This window comes from Streptomyces sp. RP5T (assembly GCF_003933965.1).
In the GTDB taxonomy this organism is placed as follows: Bacteria; Actinomycetota; Actinomycetes; order Streptomycetales; family Streptomycetaceae; genus Streptomyces.
Genome location: NZ_RSAJ01000151.1, coordinates 1 through 16781 on the forward strand (window position 1 = coordinate 1; position 16781 = coordinate 16781).

Sequence of the window (16781 nt, forward strand, 5' to 3'; positions counted from 1 at the left end):
CCCGCAGGCGGACCGGTTTCGAGAACCTCGCCGCGTCCGGCTACGAACCGCTCCGCGGCCGGAAGGTCGGCGTCGTCACCAACCCCACCGGCGTGACCCGCGACGTCCACCACATCGTCGACGTGATGCACGCCGACGAGAGAGTGGACCTGAGGGCCGTCTTCGGCCCCGAACACGGCTTCCGGGGCACCGCGCAGGCAGGCGGCTCCGAGGGCCGCTACGAGGACCGCGCGACCGGCCTCCCCGTCTACGACACCTATCTGAAGAGCGGCCAGGCCCTCGCCGACATCTTCACCGCCTCCGGCGTGGACACGGTCGTCTTCGACATCCAGGACGTCGGCGCCCGGTTCTACACCTACATCTGGACCCTGTACGACTGCATGGAGGCGGCCCAGCTCGCGGGAAAGCGCTTCGTGGTCCTGGACCGCCCCAACCCGGTCACCGGCCGGGCGGCCCAAGGGCCGGTCCTGCACAGGGAGTTCGCGAGCTTCGTGGGCAGGCAGCCGATCTCCCAGGCGCACGGCATGACCGTCGCGGAGCTGGCCCGGCTCTTCAACGGCGAGTTCCTCACCACCCCGGTCCCCCTGGAGACGGTCCTGATGACGGGCTGGCGGCGCTCGGAGTTCTACGACGCCTGGAACCTGCCCTGGGTCCCGCCGAGCCCGAACATGCCCACCCCCGACACGGCGCTGGTGTACTCCGGCACCTGCCTGTTCGAGGGCACGAACCTCTCCGAGGGCCGTGGCACCACCCGCCCCTTCGAACTGCTGGGCGCGGAGGGCCTGGACGGCCGCTGGGCCGCCGCCGCGAACGAACTCGGCCTGCCCGGTGTGCACTTCAGGGAGGCGTACTTCGCGCCGACGTTCTCCAAGTTCCAGGGGAAGACGATCGGCGGGGTCCAGATCCACGTCCACGACCGTCCGGCCTTCGACCCCGTCCGCACCGGCATCGCCCTGCTCGTGACCGCCCGCCGGACCTGGTCCGGGTTCGCCTGGCGCCCCGACAACTGGATCGACAGGCTCACCGGTTCCACCCGGGTCCGCACGATGATCGACGCCGGTGCGGGCACCGACGAGGTCGTGGCGGGCTGGCACGAGGAGCTGGGCGTCTTCCGGCGGATTCGAAGGAATTACCTCCTCTACGGATGAGGCGTGGAGGAGGTACGGCCGGCTTCGCCCCGCGAGCCGGCCCCACTGGACCGGCGGCGGGCCGTGTCCGCCGGCCCGCCGCCGTCACCGGCTCACCTGTGCGAGGTGAACTCCACCACCTGCTGGTAGGTCGGGCGGTTCTGCCAGCTGATGTTGTAGTGCTTGATGCCGCCCAGGGTGCGCTGCACGATCGAGTCGGCGCACCACTGGTCGCCCGCCGAGCACAGGTCGTCGCCGGGGTAGACCTGGGCCGCCGTCTTGCCGGCCGCGGTCTTCAGGGTGCTGATCAGGATGTCCCGGCAGGCGCCGAGGCTGCCGCCGCCGCAGTACTTGTCCGCGAGCGGACCCTGCACGCTCTCACCGAGCACCGCGCGGAGGTCCTTGTCGACGTAGCTCCACCAGCCGTACTGGAAGGAGCTGCCCGCGTGGGCGCCGGTGGGGCCGTGCGCGGCCGACGGGGACTCGTCGACGGGCAGGTTGGCCTGCATGGCGGTGTACAGGCTCGTGCCGAGGCCCGGTTCGAAGATGCCCTTGGCCAGCAGCGGCCACCACGCGTCCAGGATGCGGACCGCGTCGGCGTCGGCGTACTTCTTCGAACCCGCCGACGTCTCGGTGCGCTTGCCGCCGGCCGTCAGCCACGCCTGGAGCTTGCTCACCGCGGCCGCCGCCGTGGAGTCGGTGACCGGCGAGCTGTTGACCACCTTGAGCAGGTCCGGGAGGACGTCCTCCGCGCGCAGGTCGGCGAGGGCGGCGTCGGCCATGGCCTTCACCAGCGAGGTCCGGGTGACCCCGCCCGCGGCGACCAGCTTCTTGACCCGGTCCTCCAGCAGGTTGCCGCGGTGCACGGACCCATCACCCCAGGGCGCGGTCGTGTAGTCCTTGGCCTGCTTGTTGTTCCAGGAGATGTAGTAGTCCTGGTCGATGGAGTTGGGGTGGGCGGAGGCCGGCGTGTAGTCGGCGGTGTTCGTCGCCGGGTTCCAGTTCCGCCACTCGTACGCCGACTGCGCCCACACCGGGAACTCGGCGTCCACACCGGACGGGCGCACCGGGTTGTTGCCGCTGTTGTAGTACGCGGTGTGCGTGGAGTCGGCGTAGAACCAGTTGAAGGTGTAGTTGATGTGCTGCACCGCGCTCTGGAAGGTCTGCGGGCTCTTGACGTAGTCCGGGTCGTTCAGCATCTGGAAGCCGATGATCGAGTCGGCCTCGTGCATGAAGGACGAGCGCAGGGTGGTGTAGGCGACCTTCTTGCCGCCGACGGTCGCCCGGTACTCGACGGGTCCGTACTTCGTGCGCCAGACCCTCATCGTGTACGACCCCTTGGCGGTGCCGTCGGCCGTGGTCGGGGCCCAGGAGTTCTTCTGCTCGATCTTCTCCATGGCCGTGCAGGTGCCGTGGTAGAGGTAGTGGTAGTCGTCCTGGCACAGCTCGACGGCGTAGGTGTCGATGATGTCCTGGCCGGAGGTCGTGGCGGACCACGAGTAGTCCTGGCCGCGGCCGAGTTCGACGTACATGCTCAGGCCCGCGAAGGAGGCGCCGCGGGCGCTGATGCCGGGGCCCTGGATCTCCTGGAGCATGAGGAGCTGGGGGGCGAAGTAGCCGGTCTGCGGGCCGAAGACGGCGACCGGGTGGCCGCTGGCGGTGTACTTCCCGCTGACGACGAGGGCGTTGGACATGCCGCGCTTGGCCGAGGTGAGCGCGTTCGCGGTCGCCGTGGCGGAGGCTTCCGAGGCGCTCTGGTCGGCGCCGGTGCCGGTGGTGTCGTAGACCAGCGGCTCGGTGCTCACCGAACCGGCGTCGGGCAGTGCCTCGCCCTGCGGGTTCGCCGGTTTGCCGGCGTAGGGGAAGCTCTCGCCGTTGTGGACGGTGAGGACGGCCTCGGGGTCGTTGCGTTCGCGGAAGGACTCCCAGACCTCGGTGCCCTTCGTCACTCCGTACCGCTCCTGGGCGGCCATCAGCGAGAGCGCGTTGTTGACCTCGCCGCCGCCCCCGGACCCGAACAGGGCGCCGATGACGGAGGCCAGCGCGACCAGGTCGGTGAGCTTGAAGTGCTCGATGGTGCCGGCGTTGGTGATGGAGTCCTTGTGGCCGGTCAGGACGTACTCGCCGGGGAAGTAGCGGCCGCTGTCGGAGGCGTCGATGTAGGAGTTGATGCCGGCGAGATAGGCGTTGGCGTCGGCGAGGGCCTGCTGGCCGCGGGCGCCGTTGGACGCGACCGCGTTGTCGATCTGCGCCTGGAGGTCGGCCTCGCTGTAGGGGGCGTTGCGCCAGAACTGCTGCTCCAGGCCCTGGTTGGAGGGGGCGCCGCCCGCGAAGGCGGTCAGCTGGCCGCGGCCCACGTGGCGGAAGACGTCCATGAGCCACAGCCGGTCCTGGGCGGCCGCGTAGCCCGCGCCGAACTCGGTGCCGTACCTGGTGGTACCGGTGATGTGGGGGACGCCCGTCTTCTTGTCACGGACGATCGTCACGTCGGTGCGGCCGGCGGGGCTGAGGGTGGAGGCGACCTGGTCGGAGGCGACGCCGAAGGACGCGTCGTTGAAGAACGTGTTGATCGTGGAACTGGTGAGCGTGGGGTACCCCTTGGCCAGGTTGGCGTAGGGGCCGAGCTGGTCCTCGGCGTGGTCGGGCTGGGTGCCGAAGGCCTGGTTGAGGAGGACCTGCGCGAGGGTCGCGTTCCCGTTCTCGCCGGGCGGCAGGATGTCGGAACACTGGCCGCCGCAGTAGTCGTTCGGGGCGGCGGCCTCGGCGGCGGAGGCCGTCTGGGCAAGCGGGGACAAAAGACCGGCAATCAGGACGCATACGGATGCGGACTTCAGGAACCCGGTGAGTCTGCCGGGAGTTCTCAGTCTGTCGAGTGCGGTGCGTGAGGTGCGCCGTGGCATGGCAGCTCCAACCGACGGTGGGGGTGTGGCCGGACGTTACCGCCGGTATCCCCGAGATTGAAGATGAACATGCGTCAAGTTTTGACAGGGGTTCTCGCGCTTATGGGGGGCATCGGAAATCGGATGGAGCCAAATCGCTTGTCGATACGTCTATTCGGCAACGCCGCGGGAAGTCCGTGCGGCGACGCCGAAGTGACCGAAGTACAGGTGCAGTTGTGACGGAGGTGCAGGGCGATGGCCGGTTTCCGGAGTCTGGCGAGACAGGTGCGGGATCCGCGATGCGATCTGGCGCTTCGGCGCTACTCGCTGCGCAAGTGCCTTGAGCGGTTCGCTCCCTACGGGCACAGGGCGACCTGGGACCACTTGTGCTCCCGGGCGGGTTTCGGCCCCGAGGACCGTTCCCCCGACCCGGTGCGGCTCGTGGCCGCACTGGAGGAGCTGGAGGAGGCGCGCTCGGTCTGGCTGGCCTACGAGGTCGAGTTCGCCGAGCGGCGCAAGAAGGAGAAGCACGACGGGTTGCGCAGGCCGGGCAGTGTCGACGACTGGCACCGGCTGACCTGGGGCGGGTTCGGCGTCGCATGGTGCGACGACCCCCGGGTGCACCCCGACGACTCGCTGGCCGAGGTGCTGCGCCGGCTGATCTCCGCGCTGGAGCGCGAGCCGGGCGCGGTGTGCCCGGTGTGCGACGGGGAGCGGCTCGTGTGGAAGTACGAACTGGACCATGAACCCTCGACCGGCCCGGTCTGCGTGGACTGCGGAATCCTGGTGCCGCGGCCCGTGCTCACCCCGGAGGCCCTGGCGGACGCCAGGCGCGGACGGTTGCTGATGTCGGCCTAGAGCGTACGAGCGCGCCGGGGGTGCGTCGGGGATGCCGCACCCCCTGTCACGGCGGTCCCGGAGTGTCGGTGCGGCCTGGCACCATCGAGGAATGGTGCAGGTGTGTCTCAACGGCCCGCGCGGGGCCGCCGACGGGTCGGCGGTGCCGCTCACCCCGGAGTCCATGGCGCGGGCGGCGGCCGAGGCCGTCGCGGCGGGCGCCACGGACATCCATGTCCACCCCAAGTCGCCGTGCGGGCGGGACAGTCTGTCGCCGCGGGTGGTCGCGGCGACCCTCGACGCGATCCGCGCGCGGGTGTCGGTCCCGGTCGGCGTGACGACCGGCGCGTGGGCGGAACCGGACCCGGCGGCCCGGGTCGCCCGCGTCCGGAGCTGGACCGTGCTGCCCGACCACGCCTCGGTGAACTGGCACGAGCCGGGCGCCGAGGAGACGGCGGCCGCGCTGATCGACCGGGGTGTCGGGGTGGAGGCGGGCATCTGGTCGGGCACGGACGCGGCCGGGCGGTTCGCCGTGTCCCCGCTCGGGCCGCAGGTGCTGCGTGTCCTCGCGGAGGTGACGGACACCGAAGCCGCGGAAGCCTGCGCGCGTACGCTGCTCGCCGAACTCGGCACGGCCGACGGCCGCCCGGTGCTGCTGCACGGCGAGGACGCCGGCGCCTGGCCGGTGCTGCGGCTGGCGGGCCGGCTGGGTCTCGCGACCCGGATGGGCCTGGAGGACACGCTGTTCCTGCCGGACGGTGAACGGGCGGCGTCCAACGCTCAGTTGGTGGCCGAGGCGCTGGTCCAGTACGGGTGCTCCCAGCGCTCGTCGTAGGGCAGGGCGAGGAGTTCGGCCTTCTTGGCCAGGTCGGGCTCGCCCTCGGCGCGGAGGCAGGCGGGTGCGTGGACCGAGAGCCAGGACCGGAGTTCGGTCACGAGAGCGACCTCGTCCCCGTCGTACCACCAGCGGAACGGCGAGTCGTCGGTGATCAGGTCGTACAGCCAGGCCCTCGCGCAGCTCACGACATGCGCCCCGAGGACCGGCCGGGTCCGGAGACGGTCGAGCAGCGGGGTCAAATCGCCCAGGATCGCGGCGCAGGTCTCCAGCACGTCGGGGGCGGGGTACGGCGGCTTTGGCGTCGTGAGCGTGTCGTCCCACCAGGCGTGCACGAACGCCTCGACGGCTGCCGCCTGCTCGGACGGCCAGGCCCGCCAGTCCACCCGGCTCAGGCCGTGCTGCCCCCAGCCGATGCCGTCCAGGGTGCCCTCGGCCATGGCGTGCGCCGTCTGCGGCAGGAGACGGCGCATCACCGCCGCGTGATCCTCGAAATGGCCGGGGCTCTCGAAGCCGAACCGGCGGACCAGATCGGCGGGCACCGCGGTGTACGGCGTACGCAGGTATGCCGTCTCCTCGGGGAGCCAACACCGCTCGCAGCCGGTCTCGGTGGGGGCGGCGAAACCATTGAAGACGGTGTCGATGTCGGCGAGGGCCGCGTCAAGGGCCTTTGATGTCATGGGAGTTGTGCCCGTCAGGACTCCGGGCGCGGTGTCGCCGCCGGCCGAAGAGCGCGACCTTACCAGGCCCGGGGAGGACGCGCCGCCGGATTCCGGTGCGGCCGGGCGGGACGGGTGCCGCGCCCGGCCCGCCCGGCCGTGCGGCTCAGCGGCACTCGTCCGCGGTCTCCCGCCGCTGCCGGTCCCGTCGGCCGTTGCCCTGGCCCTGGCCGTTCCCGCTCCGCTCCACCAGCAGCCGTGAACCGGTCAGCCGCTCACCGAAGACGTCGTCCGGGTTGGACAGGACGCAGGTGTCGAGGGAGAGGCAGCCGCATCCGATGCAGTCGGTCAGGTGGTCGCGGAGGCGGTTCAACTGCTTGATGCGCTCGTCGAGTTCGGAGCGCCACGCCTCGGAGAGGCGGGCCCAGTCCTCACGGGTGGGGGTGCGCTCCTCGGGGAGTTCGGACAGGGCGTCACGGATCGTGGCCAGGGGGATGCCGACGCGCTGGGCGGCCCGGACGAACGCGACCCGGCGCAGCGCGTCACGGGAGTACCGGCGCTGGTTGCCCGTGGTGCGGCGGCTGCTGATCAGACCCTTCGACTCGTAGAAGTGCAGGGCGGAGACGGCGGCGCCGCTGCGGGCGGCGAGCTGGCCGACCGTGAGTTCGTGGATCTTCTCGGGAATCTGGGGCACCCCTCGAAGCCTACCCATGCCGTCACTCTCGTGGTCCGTTGACAGGGGCTTCGCGGCCGACCATGCTAAGCAGTCGCTTAGACATCATGTGGCGAGGAGGCCAGGGACATGGCAGAGCCGAGGATCTTCACGGGCGCCGACGAGCTGAAGGCGGCGGTGGGCGAGGAACTGGGGTACACCGACTGGCTGGAGGTCGACCAGAAGCGCATCGACCTGTTCGCGGACGCCACGGGTGACCACCAGTGGATCCATGTCGACCCGGAGAAGGCCGCGCAGGGCCCCTTCGGCACGACCATCGCGCACGGCTATCTCACCCTGTCCCTGCTGCCGCTGTTCGGACCGCAGCTGATCAAGGTCGAGGGCGTGAAGATGGGCGTCAACTACGGGACGAACAAGGTGCGTTTCCCCGCGCCGGTACCCGTGGGCTCCCGGCTGCGCGCCACCGCGCGGATCACCGGCGTCGACGACGTGGCGGGCGGCGTGCAGGTCACCGTCGCCTTCAGCGTGGAGCGCGAGGGCGGGGACAAGCCGGTGTGCGTGGCGGAGTCGGTGTCCCGCTACTACCTCTGAGCGGCTACTTCGCCGCCCCCACCATCCGCAGCACGAGGTCGGCGTCGAGCGCGCCGACCTCGTCGGGCGTCCAGGGGCCGTCGAGGTTGAACCAGCGGGCCACGTCGATGCACAGCGACATGACGGCGAGGGTGGTGCCCCGCACGTCGAGCACGTCGAACTCGCCGGAGGCCACGCCGTCCTCGATGATCCCGCGCACCTCGGCGTCGCACCGCCGGCGCAGGGCGAGGATCTCGGCGCGGGCGTCGGGGCCGAGGGAGTCGAGTTCGTACTGGACGACCCGGGCGGTGGTACGGCCGCCCGCGTGCCAGCGCACGAAGGAGCTCACCGCGTCCGCGAGCCGCTCGGTCGCGGTGCCCTCGCGGCGGGCCGCGACCTGGAGGATCTCCAGCGCCTTGGTGTGACCGATCCGGCTGATGCGGTGGAGCAGCTCTTCCTTGGTCTTGTAGTGGATGTAGAGCGCGGCGGGGCTCATGCCGGCCCGGCCCGCGATGTCCCGGGTCGTGGTGGCGTGGTAGCCGCGCTCGGCGAACGCCTCCACCGCGGCTACGAGCAGCCGCCGCGCCGCGTCGGGCGTGACCTCGCCCCACGCCGACGTCTCGCCGCCGGCCGTCTCCTCCGCCGTACTCATGGCACGCCCCTCTCCACTGTCAGAACCCCCACCATACCGCCCAACCTGAGCGAGCGCTTAGCCTGCCCGCTCAGAGGGCCGGAATGGGGAGCGGGGCGGGGCGGCCCAGGGCGGGGGCCGGGGGATCCACGCGGCACAGGGTTCAGTGACCCGCGCAGGGCCGGGCGCCCAGGGATCATGATTCGCTCGGGGGCAGCCCGGAGAAGCGCCCGGAAGCGGCTCAGGGCCGGGCCCGGGCCCCGGACTCGGGCAGAGTGCAGGTGCCGGCCCCCTTTTCACGGCAGAGCTTCAGAGCTTCTCGAAGGGGTCGTGTTCCGCGAGGAGTTTTTCCAGGCGGGCCTGGTCGACCCGGCTGACGATCTGGCCGGCCTCCTGGCGGTCGCGGATGACCTTGGCCAGGGTGAAGGCGGAGGTGACGAGGTACAGGACGGCGATCGCCAGGAAGCCGCGCACCCAGGCGTCGGCGTTCAGCCGGAAGATGCCGACCGCCGTGGCGGCCATGGCCACGGCGAAGGAGGCGACGGCCTGACCGTAGAAGGCCGCCGTGTTCTGCTGCTTGACCGGTGTGTCGCTCATGGCCCGAGTCTCCTCGAACCGTGACCCGAGCCACATCCGCTCAGATACTCAGACCGTACTCAGAACGCCGAGACACCCGTCAACGCCCGCCCTATGACGAGCTTCTGGATCTGGCTCGTGCCCTCGTAGAGGGTCATGACGCGGGCGTCGCGCAGCAGTTTGCCCACCGGGTACTCGTCGATGTACCCGTATCCGCCGAACACCTGCAACGCGTTGTTCGCGGCACGCACCGCCGCCTCCGAGGCGAACAGCTTGGCCTTGGAGGACTCGACGGCGAAGGGCTCACCGCGGTCGATCAGGTCGGCCACCCGCCAGGTCAGCAGCCGGGCCGCGTCCACGTCGACGGCGATGTCGCTGATCAGCTCCTGGACCAGCTGGTGCCCCGCGATCGGCTTGCCGAACTGCTCGCGCTCCCCCGCGTACCGCACGGCCGCGTCCAGCGCCGCCTGCGCGATGCCCACGCACCCCGCCGCCACCGACATCCGCCCCTTGGCCAGCGCGGACATGGCCACCGAGAACCCCTTGCCCTCCTCGCCGACCATCGCGGAGGCCGGCACCCGCACCCCCTCCAGGACCAGTTCGGCGGTGGCCTGGCCGCGGAGTCCGAGCTTGCCGTGGATCGTGCGACGGGTGAGGCCGGGGGTGTCCGTCGGCACCAGGAAGGCGGAGACGCCCTGGTGACCGGGGGCATCCGTCGACCGGGCGAACAGCAGCACCACGTCGGCCCAGGTGCCGTTGGTGATGAACATCTTGGTGCCGTCGATGACGTAGTCGTCGCCGTCCCGCACCGCCCGGGTGGCCAGGTTGCCCGCGTCGGAGCCGGTGCCGGGCTCGGTGAGGCCGAAGCAGCCGACGTGATCGCCGGAGGTGAGCCCCGGGAGCCAGCGCCGCTTCTGCTCCTCGGTCCCCCACGCGGCGACCGTCTTGGCCACGAGCCCGAGGGAGACGGACACGATCCCGCGCACGGACGAGTCACCCCGCCCGAGCTCCTCGGTGACCAGGCAGTACGCCAGGTGGTCGCCGCCCGAGCCGCCGTACTCCTCGTCGATGGTCAGCCCGAGGAAGCCGACCTCGCCGAGCTTCTTGACGATGGACCGGTCGACGTCCTCGGCGCGGTCCCAGGCGACGACGTGGGGGGCGATCTCCCGGGTCACGAAGTCCCGCGCCAGCCGCCGGACGGCGGCCTGCTCCTCGCTGAGCCCCAGGTCGACCACGAGATCACCTCACTTGAGAAGAACACCATTAAATTAGCACTGCTAGTTTCTTGTGCGCAGCCCTACTATGTGCGCCATGGCCCGACCGCGCAAGCCCCTCCTCAGCACCGACCGGATCGTCGAGACGGCACGTGCCCTCGTGGACGCGGAGGGCCTCTCGGCCCTGTCCACCCGGCGGCTGGCGGCGGAGCTCGGGGTCAGCGGCCCGTCCCTCTACAACCACTTCCGCACCAAGGACGAGATCCTGGAGGCGGTCGCCGACTCGGTGAGCGCGCAGGTCGACCTGTCGATGTTCGAGGACGGCCGGGCCTGGCGGACCGCCCTGCACGACTGGGCCGTCTCCTACCGCACCGCCCTGCGCGACCACCCCAACATCGTCCCGGTCCTGGCCCAGGGCCCCGGCCGCCGCCCCGCCGGACTGCGCCTGGCCGACGCGGTCTACGGCGCGATGGTCGACGCGGGCTGGCCACCGGCTCAGGCCACCTCCATCGGCGCGCTGATGCGGTACTTCATCATGGGCTCGGCACTCGGTTCGTTCGCCGGCGGCTTCGTGGACGACGCGAGCGCGTACGACCCCGCCGACTACCCCCATCTCGGCCAGGCCCACCTGCTCGCCGAGCAGCAGGAGAAGATCGACGAGCGGGCCTTCGAGACGGGGCTCAGGGCCCTGCTGGACGGACTGGTGCAGCAGTACGAGCAGGTCGGGCGCCCCGCGTAGACCTGTCCCGGCAGCCGCCGAGGACATTTCGGTGGGCGCCGAACCCTCCCTGGCCCATGCTGGAGCGCATGACCAAGGACCCGCAGGCACCCTCACTGGCGAGGCTCGCCGCCCTGATCGCCGACGAGACCCGGGCCGCCTGTCTGCTGGCCCTCCTCGACGGCCGGGCCTGGACCGCCGGTGAGCTGGCCCGCCACGCGGGGGTCGCCGCCTCGACCCTGAGCGAGCATCTTGGCAAGCTGGTCGCGGGCGGACTGCTGACCGAGGAGCGGCAGGGCCGCCACCGGTACGTGCGCCTCGCCGACGCGCGGGTGGCCCACCTGGTCGAGGACCTCGCGGCACAGGTCGCCCCCGGCCCGCACGCCCCGGGCGCCGCCCCACGCCCGCGGAACCTGCGGGAGTCGAGCGCCGGATCGGCGATGGCCCGGGGCCGCACGTGCTACGACCACTTCGCGGGCCGCCTGGGCATCGCCCTGACCGACGCCCTGACCGCACGCCGACTGCTGCGCCAGGACACGGGTTTCGCGCTCACCGACGCGGGCCTCGCGTGGTTCGCGGCGACAGGCATTGCCCTCGACCGCCGGGGCCGCCGCCCGCTGGCCCGGGGCTGCCTCGACTGGACGGAACGCCGGCCGCACCTGGCGGGCGTGGCGGGGGCGGCCCTGTGCCGGCACGCGCTGGACGCGGGCTGGTGCGTGCGCATCGGCTCGGAGCGGGCGGTGAAGGTGACGGCGGCGGGAGAACAGGCGTGGGCCGACCTCCTGGGCATCGACGCGGAGGCGCTGCGCTGAGGATCCCGCCGAGCACCCGTCCGAAATCCGCGAGCCCTCGAAGCCGCGGCTACCTAACCTCAGGAGCATGATGAACCACCGCCGCACCGAACTCCTCGCCGCCGGGGCGGCCACCGTCACCGTCGTCCTGTGGGCGTCCGCCTTCGTCTCCATCCGCAGCGCGGGCGCCGCCTATTCCCCCGGCGCGCTGGCCCTCGGCCGGCTCCTGTCCGGTGCGCTCGCCCTGGGCGTGATCTGCCTGATACGCCGGGAAGGGCTCCCGCCGCGCTCCGCCTGGCGCGGCATCGCGATCTCCGGCGTCCTGTGGTTCGGCTTCTACATGGTCGTCCTGAACTGGGGCGAGCAGCAGGTGGACGCGGGCACCGCGGCCCTGGTGGTGAACATCGGCCCGATCCTGATCGCGCTGCTCGGCGCGCGCCTGCTCGGGGACGCGATGCCGCCCCGGCTGCTGGCCGGAATGGCGGTGTCCTTCGCCGGCGCGGTCACCGTGGGCCTGTCCATGTCGGACGACGGCGGCTCCTCGGTGCTCGGCGTGGTCCTGTGCCTGCTCGCGGCGATCGCCTACGCCGGCGGGGTCGTCTCGCAGAAGCCGGTCCTGGGCTCCGCGACCCCGCTCCAGGCGACGACGTTCGGCTGCGTCGTGGGGGCCGTCGTCTGCCTGCCGTTCGCCGGACAGCTGGTGTCCGAGGCGGCCGACGCCCCGGCCTCGGCGACCCTCAACATGGTCTATCTGGGCGTGTTCCCGACCGCACTGGCCTTCACCACCTGGGCCTACGCCCTGGCCCGTACGACCGCCAGCCGCATGGGCGCGACCACCTACGCGGTGCCCGCCCTGGTCGTCCTGATGTCGTGGCTGGCGCTCGGCGAGGTCCCGGGCCTGTTCACGCTCGCGGGCGGGGCGTTGTGCCTGGCGGGTGTGGCGGTGTCCCGCTCCCGGTCCCGCGCACGGGTGGCCACGGCCCCGGTGACGGCACCGGGGCCGCAGCCCGAGAGGGCGTCAGACTCCGCGTGAACGCGCCCTGCCCGCAAGCACCTTGATGCAGAGCAGCGCGATCACCGAGAGCCCGATGAGGTACCCGGAGACCGCCATCGAGGTCCCGGTGGCCTCCAGCAGCAGCACCATCAGGAAGGGCGCCAGTCCCCCGCCGAGCACGGCCGCGATCTGGTAGCCGAGGGAGGCGCCCGTGTACCGCATCTCGGGCGTGAACAACTCGGCGAACAGGGCGGCCTGGGGGCCGTACATGATGCTCAGGAAGCATCCGGCGACGAAGGTGCCGACCGCCAGCCACAGCAGCGACCCGGTGTCGATGAGCAGGAACATCGGTACGGCCCACAGGGCGATGCCGAGCGCGCCGAGGGCGTAGACGCGGATACGGCCGAGTCGGTCGGAGAGCGCGGCGGCGGCCGGGATCAGCACCAGCTGGGTGAGGCTGACGCAGAGCGAGACGGTGAGAACGGCGCTGCGTTTCATGCCGAGATCGCGGGTGGTGTAGTCGAGGACACCGGTGATCAGGATGTAGAAGGTCGCGGTGTTCACGGCGAAGGAGCCGCCGGCGAGCAGGACCGTGCCGAGGTGGTGGCGGAGGATCATGCGCAGCGGGGAGTTCTGCGCGGTCTTCTCCTTCTCGGCCAACTCCCTCTCCGCCTGGCGGAATTCGGGGGTCTCCTCGACCTTGGCGTGGATGTACCAGGCGAGCGCGAGCACGAACAGGCCGATGAGGAAGGGGACGCGCCAGCCCCAGGCCGCGAACCCGGCGTCGGTGGTGAAGGCCCCGGCCAGCAGGAAGACCGTGTTGGCGGTCACCACGCCGATGGGGACGCCGAGTTGGACGACACTGCCGTAGAGCCCGCGCCTGCCCTCGGGGGCGTACTCGGTGGCCAGCAGCATCGCGCCGCCCCACTGCGCGCCGACCGCGACGCCCTGCACGACGCGCAGGAGGACGAGCAGGATCGGGGCGGCGACGCCGATCGTGTCGTACGTCGGCAGCAGGCCGATGCCGGTGGTGGCGAGGCCCATGAGCGTGAGGGCGAGGACCAGCATGGGCTTGCGGCCGCGCTTGTCACCGATCTGGCCGGCGACGATGCCGCCGATCGGGCGGGCCAGGAAGCCGACGGCGAAGGTGGCGAAGGCGGCGAGGACACCGGCGGTGGAGCTGCCCGCGGGGAAGTACAGATCGCCGAGGACGAGGGCGGCGGCGATGCCGAAGACGAAGTAGTCGTACCACTCGACGGCGGAGGCGAGCGCGGCCGCGGTCGCGACGCGGCGGCGGTGGGGAGAGGCCGGCGCGGCCACGGAAGTGGGGTGAGCGGAAGGGGCCGTGTCCATGGGGTGCACACTCCGGTGGGTGCGTGGGGACGTTGGCGGCTGAACATACTGACCGGACGGTATGGGGTCAACGGTTGTGCGGGAAGGTTGCCCGGAGCACCTGAACCGGTGCCCCGGGCGACCCCTCGCTCAGAACACCACCAGGGCCCTGCCGCCCTTGCCCGCCAGCATGTTGTCGAACGCCGCCGGGATGCCGTCCAGCGCGATCCGTTCCGTCACCAGGGCGCCGAGGTCGAGGCGGCCCGCCCGGACGTGCTCGGCGAGCACCGGAAGGTCCTCGGCGGGGTCGGAGTTGCCGTAGACGCAGCCCGCGAGGGTGCGGCCCCAGTGGAAGATCTCCAGGGCGTTGAAGGTGACCTGCTGGTCCTTGCCGCCGATACCGACGACCGTCGTACGGCCGCCCCTGCGGGTGGAGTCCCAGGCCGCGCGGATGGCCGACGCGCGGCCGACGCACTCCACGGCGACGTCGACGCCCTGCCTGCCGGTCAGGCCCCGGATCTCGCGCGCGGTGTTCTCGGAGGCGACCACGTAGTCGGTGGCTCCGGCAGCACGCGCCAACTCCTCCTTCTCCGGGGAGACATCGACCGCGACGATCTTCGACGCGCCCGCGATCCGGGCGGCCTGGAGCGCGGCCAGACCCACTCCGCCGACGCCGTACACCGCGACCGTCTCACCCTCGCGGACCCGTGCCGCGTGGTGGACGGCGCCGTAGCCGGTGAGGACGGCGCAGCCCAGCAGGGCCGCGTCGGTGAGCGGGATGCCGTCGGGGAGGGGCAGGAGGCAGGAGGCGGGGACGACCGTCTCCTCGGCGAACGCGGCGACGTTCAGGCCGGGGTGCAGGTCGGTGCCGTCGGCGGTGCGGGCGTAGACGTCGGCGGCGCCGCTCAGCGCGTCGGCGCACAGCCACACCTCGCCGAGCGAGCAGGCGTGACAGGTCCCGCAGGAGGGAGCCCAGTTGAGGACGACTCCGTCCCCGGGCGCCACACCCGTGACCCCCTCTCCCACGGCGACGACCGTGCCCGCCCCCTCGTGGCCGAGGACGGCCGGGACGGGGACGCGCATGGTGCCGTTGGACAGAGACAGGTCGGAGTGGCAGACACCGGCGGCGGCGAGGCGGACGCGGACCCGGCCGGGACCGGGGTCCGGGAGGTCGATGTCGGTGACCTCCAGGGGAGCGCCCACGGCGGGAAGGACGGCGGCACGAACCACGGGAGGGCTCCTCAGAACTGGAGGGACTTGGTCTGGAGGTACTCGGCGAGACCGTGCGAGCCGAGCTCGCGGCCGACGCCGGACTGCTTGTAACCGCCGAACGGGGCAAGGGGGTTGAAGCGGCCGCCGTTGATGTCGACCTGCCCGGTGTCCATCCGGCGGGCGAAGGCCACCGCCTCCGGCTCCTCGCCCGCCCAGACGGCGCCCGCGAGGCCGTAGACCGTGCCGTTGGCGATGCGCAGGGCGTCCTCCTCGTCCTCGTAGCGCAGGATCGACAGGACCGGGCCGAAGATCTCCTCCTGCGCGATCGTCATGTCGGGGGTGACGTCGGCGAAGACGGTCGGGGCGACGAAGTAGCCCTGCTCGCGCGGGGATTCGGGGCCGCCCGCGACAAGCCTGGCCCCCTCTGCGACGCCCTTCTCGATGTAACCGCGCACCCGTGCCTGCTGCTTGGCGTTGACGACGGGTCCGATGCGCTCGCCGTACTTCGCTGCGGCGGTGGCGGCGAGCCCGACCGCCTCCTCGTACTGGTCGCGGTGGACGAGCATCCGGGTCCAGGCGCTGCAGGTCTGGCCGGAGTTGGACATCACGTTGGCGACACCGACGTTGACGGCCTTGGCGAGGTCGGCGCTCGGCAGGATGACGTTGGCGGACTTGCCGCCGAGTTCCAGGGCGACCTTCTTCAGCGCGGCACCGGCGGTGGCGCCGATCTGCCGGCCGACGGCGGTGGAGCCCGTGAAGGAGACCAGGTCGACGTCCGGGTGCGCGGCGAGGGCCTGTCCCGCGACCGGGCCGAGACCCGTGACCAGGTTGAAGACACCGGCTGGGATGCCCGCCTCGTGGACCGCCTCGGCGAAGAGCTGGGCGACCAGCGGGGTGTCCTCGGCGGGCTTGAGGACGACCGCGCAGCCCGCGGCGAGGGCCGGGGCGACCTTGGCGACGATCTGGTGCAGCGGGTAGTTCCAGGGCGTGATCGCGGCGACCACGCCGATCGGCTCCTGGTGGACGGTGGAGTTGCCGACCTTCTCCTCGAAGGGGTGCGTCGCTGCGAGCTCGGCGTAGGAGGCGGCGACCGCGACGGGGACGGCGGCGTGGACGTTCTGCGAGAACTTCAGCGGCGAGCCGAGTTCGGCGGTGACCGTCTCGGCGATCTCGTCGTTGCGGGCGGCCAGGACGTCCCGCAGGGCGGCGAGGCGGGCGGCCCGCTCGGCGGGCGGGGTCGCGGCCCAGGCCGCGAGGGCGGCGCGGGCGGCCCGTACGGCGCTGTCGACGTCCTCGGCGGTGCCGGCCGGGACGCGTGCGATGACCTGTTCGTCGGCCGGGTTCACGACCTCGATCACGTCCGGGCCGGTGGCCGGGCGCCACTCGCCGTCGATGTACATGCCGTCGTGCGCCTTCATGGTGCGTCCTTCCGGGCCGGGCCGTGACGTGTTGTCGTCCGGCCCCATAAACTAGCGGCGATAGTTTTCTCGCGCCAGAGCGGGTCCGGACCGTCCACGGACATCAGAAGTCGCCACCGGCCTGGAGAGGCGCACGGTCACGCGCGACCGGCCGGCGGGATACCGCCGCCAAGTCCGGCTGCCGCGCTCGCGGTTCACTCCCCCCTTCTCACTCATCCAGGTCCGGCAGGTGGTCCGGGGACGGGCAGATGCGTTCGCCGTGCTGGTCGAAGACGAAGAGGTGGGAGATGTCGACCAGGAGGGGGACCTGCATGC

At 71.8% G+C, this 16781-nt stretch carries 16 protein-coding genes; 7 read left to right on the plus strand and 9 right to left on the minus strand.

What is annotated here, in order from left to right; all coding sequences use genetic code 11:
• On the plus strand, positions 1-1148 hold a 1148-nt coding region (locus EHS43_RS17940; RefSeq protein ID WP_148104055.1), incomplete at its 5' end, for an exo-beta-N-acetylmuramidase NamZ domain-containing protein.
• Between the two features lie 92 nt (positions 1149-1240).
• Here the strand turns inward: EHS43_RS17940 and EHS43_RS17945 are convergent.
• Positions 1241-4027, minus strand: a complete 2787-nt coding sequence (locus tag EHS43_RS17945) for a penicillin acylase family protein (protein ID WP_125191783.1) — start codon at positions 4025-4027, stop codon at positions 1241-1243.
• A gap of 234 nt (positions 4028-4261) precedes the next feature.
• Here EHS43_RS17945 and EHS43_RS17955 point away from each other — a divergent pair, with 234 nt between their 5' ends.
• Together EHS43_RS17955 and EHS43_RS17960 are read left to right on the plus strand one after the other, a co-directional pair.
• Positions 4262-4864, plus strand: a complete 603-nt coding sequence (locus EHS43_RS17955) for a hypothetical protein (protein ID WP_125191785.1) — start codon at positions 4262-4264, stop codon at positions 4862-4864.
• Between the two features lie 91 nt (positions 4865-4955).
• Positions 4956-5678, plus strand: a complete 723-nt coding sequence (locus EHS43_RS17960) for a 3-keto-5-aminohexanoate cleavage protein (RefSeq protein ID WP_185806296.1) — start codon at positions 4956-4958, stop codon at positions 5676-5678.
• Here the strand turns inward: EHS43_RS17960 and EHS43_RS17965 are convergent.
• Positions 5624-6358, minus strand: coding sequence for a hypothetical protein (locus tag EHS43_RS17965; protein WP_125191786.1), 735 nt, complete (start codon positions 6356-6358; stop codon positions 5624-5626). The two genes, EHS43_RS17960 and EHS43_RS17965, sit on opposite strands and share 55 nt — an antisense overlap.
• A gap of 145 nt (positions 6359-6503) precedes the next feature.
• On the minus strand, positions 6504-7031 hold the full coding sequence (gene soxR, locus EHS43_RS17970; RefSeq protein ID WP_125191787.1) for a redox-sensitive transcriptional activator SoxR: 528 nt from the start codon (positions 7029-7031) through the stop codon (positions 6504-6506).
• Between the two features lie 108 nt (positions 7032-7139).
• Between soxR and EHS43_RS17975 the strand changes: the two genes are divergently transcribed.
• Positions 7140-7601 (plus strand): MaoC family dehydratase, encoded by a 462-nt coding sequence (locus EHS43_RS17975; protein ID WP_125191788.1) that lies wholly within the window; start codon positions 7140-7142, stop codon positions 7599-7601.
• A 4-nt stretch (positions 7602-7605) separates the two neighbouring features.
• Here the strand turns inward: EHS43_RS17975 and EHS43_RS17980 are convergent, their stop codons facing one another.
• The 3 genes from EHS43_RS17980 to EHS43_RS17990 form a co-directional block, all read right to left on the minus strand.
• Entirely contained in the window at positions 7606-8232 is a 627-nt protein-coding gene (locus EHS43_RS17980; protein WP_125191789.1) for a TetR/AcrR family transcriptional regulator, read from the minus strand.
• Between the two features lie 288 nt (positions 8233-8520).
• Positions 8521-8808 carry a YiaA/YiaB family inner membrane protein gene (locus tag EHS43_RS17985; protein ID WP_020117785.1) on the minus strand — a complete coding sequence of 96 codons (288 nt, stop codon included), beginning with the start codon at positions 8806-8808 and terminating at the stop codon, positions 8521-8523.
• Positions 8809-8867: 59 nt separating this feature from the next.
• Positions 8868-10022, minus strand: a complete 1155-nt coding sequence (locus EHS43_RS17990; protein WP_125191790.1) for an acyl-CoA dehydrogenase family protein — start codon at positions 10020-10022, stop codon at positions 8868-8870.
• Positions 10023-10098: 76 nt separating this feature from the next.
• On the opposite strand from EHS43_RS17990, the gene EHS43_RS17995 reads away from it, so the two are divergent.
• The 3 genes from EHS43_RS17995 to EHS43_RS18005 all read left to right on the plus strand — a co-directional run bounded on the left by EHS43_RS17995 (position 10099) and on the right by EHS43_RS18005 (position 12543).
• The gene (locus EHS43_RS17995; protein ID WP_125191791.1) at positions 10099-10740 is read left to right on the plus strand and encodes a TetR/AcrR family transcriptional regulator; all 642 of its coding nucleotides are present in this window, start codon (positions 10099-10101) and stop codon (positions 10738-10740) included.
• Positions 10741-10808: 68 nt separating this feature from the next.
• Complete coding sequence (locus tag EHS43_RS18000) at positions 10809-11531, plus strand: helix-turn-helix transcriptional regulator (protein WP_125191792.1); 723 nt, start codon at positions 10809-10811, stop codon at positions 11529-11531.
• A gap of 70 nt (positions 11532-11601) precedes the next feature.
• The gene (locus EHS43_RS18005; protein ID WP_125191797.1) at positions 11602-12543 is read left to right on the plus strand and encodes a DMT family transporter; all 942 of its coding nucleotides are present in this window, start codon (positions 11602-11604) and stop codon (positions 12541-12543) included.
• Here the strand turns inward: EHS43_RS18005 and EHS43_RS18010 are convergent.
• The 3 genes from EHS43_RS18010 to EHS43_RS18020 all read right to left on the minus strand — a co-directional run bounded on the left by EHS43_RS18010 (position 12529) and on the right by EHS43_RS18020 (position 16466).
• Positions 12529-13857: an MFS transporter gene (locus EHS43_RS18010; protein WP_125191793.1), complete on the minus strand. Its 1329-nt coding sequence runs from the start codon at positions 13855-13857 to the stop codon at positions 12529-12531. The genes EHS43_RS18005 and EHS43_RS18010 overlap by 15 nt on opposite strands.
• A 129-nt stretch (positions 13858-13986) precedes the next feature.
• On the minus strand, positions 13987-15066 hold the full coding sequence (locus EHS43_RS18015; RefSeq protein ID WP_125191794.1) for a Zn-dependent alcohol dehydrogenase: 1080 nt from the start codon (positions 15064-15066) through the stop codon (positions 13987-13989).
• 11 nt (positions 15067-15077) lie between these two features.
• Complete coding sequence (locus EHS43_RS18020) at positions 15078-16466, minus strand: aldehyde dehydrogenase family protein (protein WP_125191795.1); 1389 nt, start codon at positions 16464-16466, stop codon at positions 15078-15080.
• Between the last annotated feature and the right edge of the window lie 315 nt (positions 16467-16781).

What these genes read in the sequence shown, in the direction of transcription:
- EHS43_RS17980 (WP_125191789.1), bottom strand. Translation starts at nt 8,232, where the DNA reads ATGAGTACGGCGGAGGAGACGGCCGGCGGCGAGACGTCGGCGTGGGGC.
- EHS43_RS17965 (WP_125191786.1), bottom strand. Translation starts at nt 6,358, where the DNA reads ATGACATCAAAGGCCCTTGACGCGGCCCTCGCCGACATCGACACCGTC.
- EHS43_RS17960 (WP_185806296.1), top strand. Translation starts at nt 4,956, where the DNA reads ATGGTGCAGGTGTGTCTCAACGGCCCGCGCGGGGCCGCCGACGGGTCG.
- EHS43_RS18020 (WP_125191795.1), bottom strand. Translation starts at nt 16,466, where the DNA reads ATGAAGGCGCACGACGGCATGTACATCGACGGCGAGTGGCGCCCGGCC.
- EHS43_RS17945 (WP_125191783.1), bottom strand. Translation starts at nt 4,027, where the DNA reads ATGCCACGGCGCACCTCACGCACCGCACTCGACAGACTGAGAACTCCC.
- EHS43_RS17975 (WP_125191788.1), top strand. Translation starts at nt 7,140, where the DNA reads ATGGCAGAGCCGAGGATCTTCACGGGCGCCGACGAGCTGAAGGCGGCG.
- EHS43_RS17985 (WP_020117785.1), bottom strand. Translation starts at nt 8,808, where the DNA reads ATGAGCGACACACCGGTCAAGCAGCAGAACACGGCGGCCTTCTACGGT.
- EHS43_RS18005 (WP_125191797.1), top strand. Translation starts at nt 11,602, where the DNA reads ATGAACCACCGCCGCACCGAACTCCTCGCCGCCGGGGCGGCCACCGTC.
- EHS43_RS17995 (WP_125191791.1), top strand. Translation starts at nt 10,099, where the DNA reads ATGGCCCGACCGCGCAAGCCCCTCCTCAGCACCGACCGGATCGTCGAG.
- EHS43_RS18010 (WP_125191793.1), bottom strand. Translation starts at nt 13,857, where the DNA reads ATGGACACGGCCCCTTCCGCTCACCCCACTTCCGTGGCCGCGCCGGCC.
- EHS43_RS17955 (WP_125191785.1), top strand. Translation starts at nt 4,262, where the DNA reads ATGGCCGGTTTCCGGAGTCTGGCGAGACAGGTGCGGGATCCGCGATGC.
- EHS43_RS18000 (WP_125191792.1), top strand. Translation starts at nt 10,809, where the DNA reads ATGACCAAGGACCCGCAGGCACCCTCACTGGCGAGGCTCGCCGCCCTG.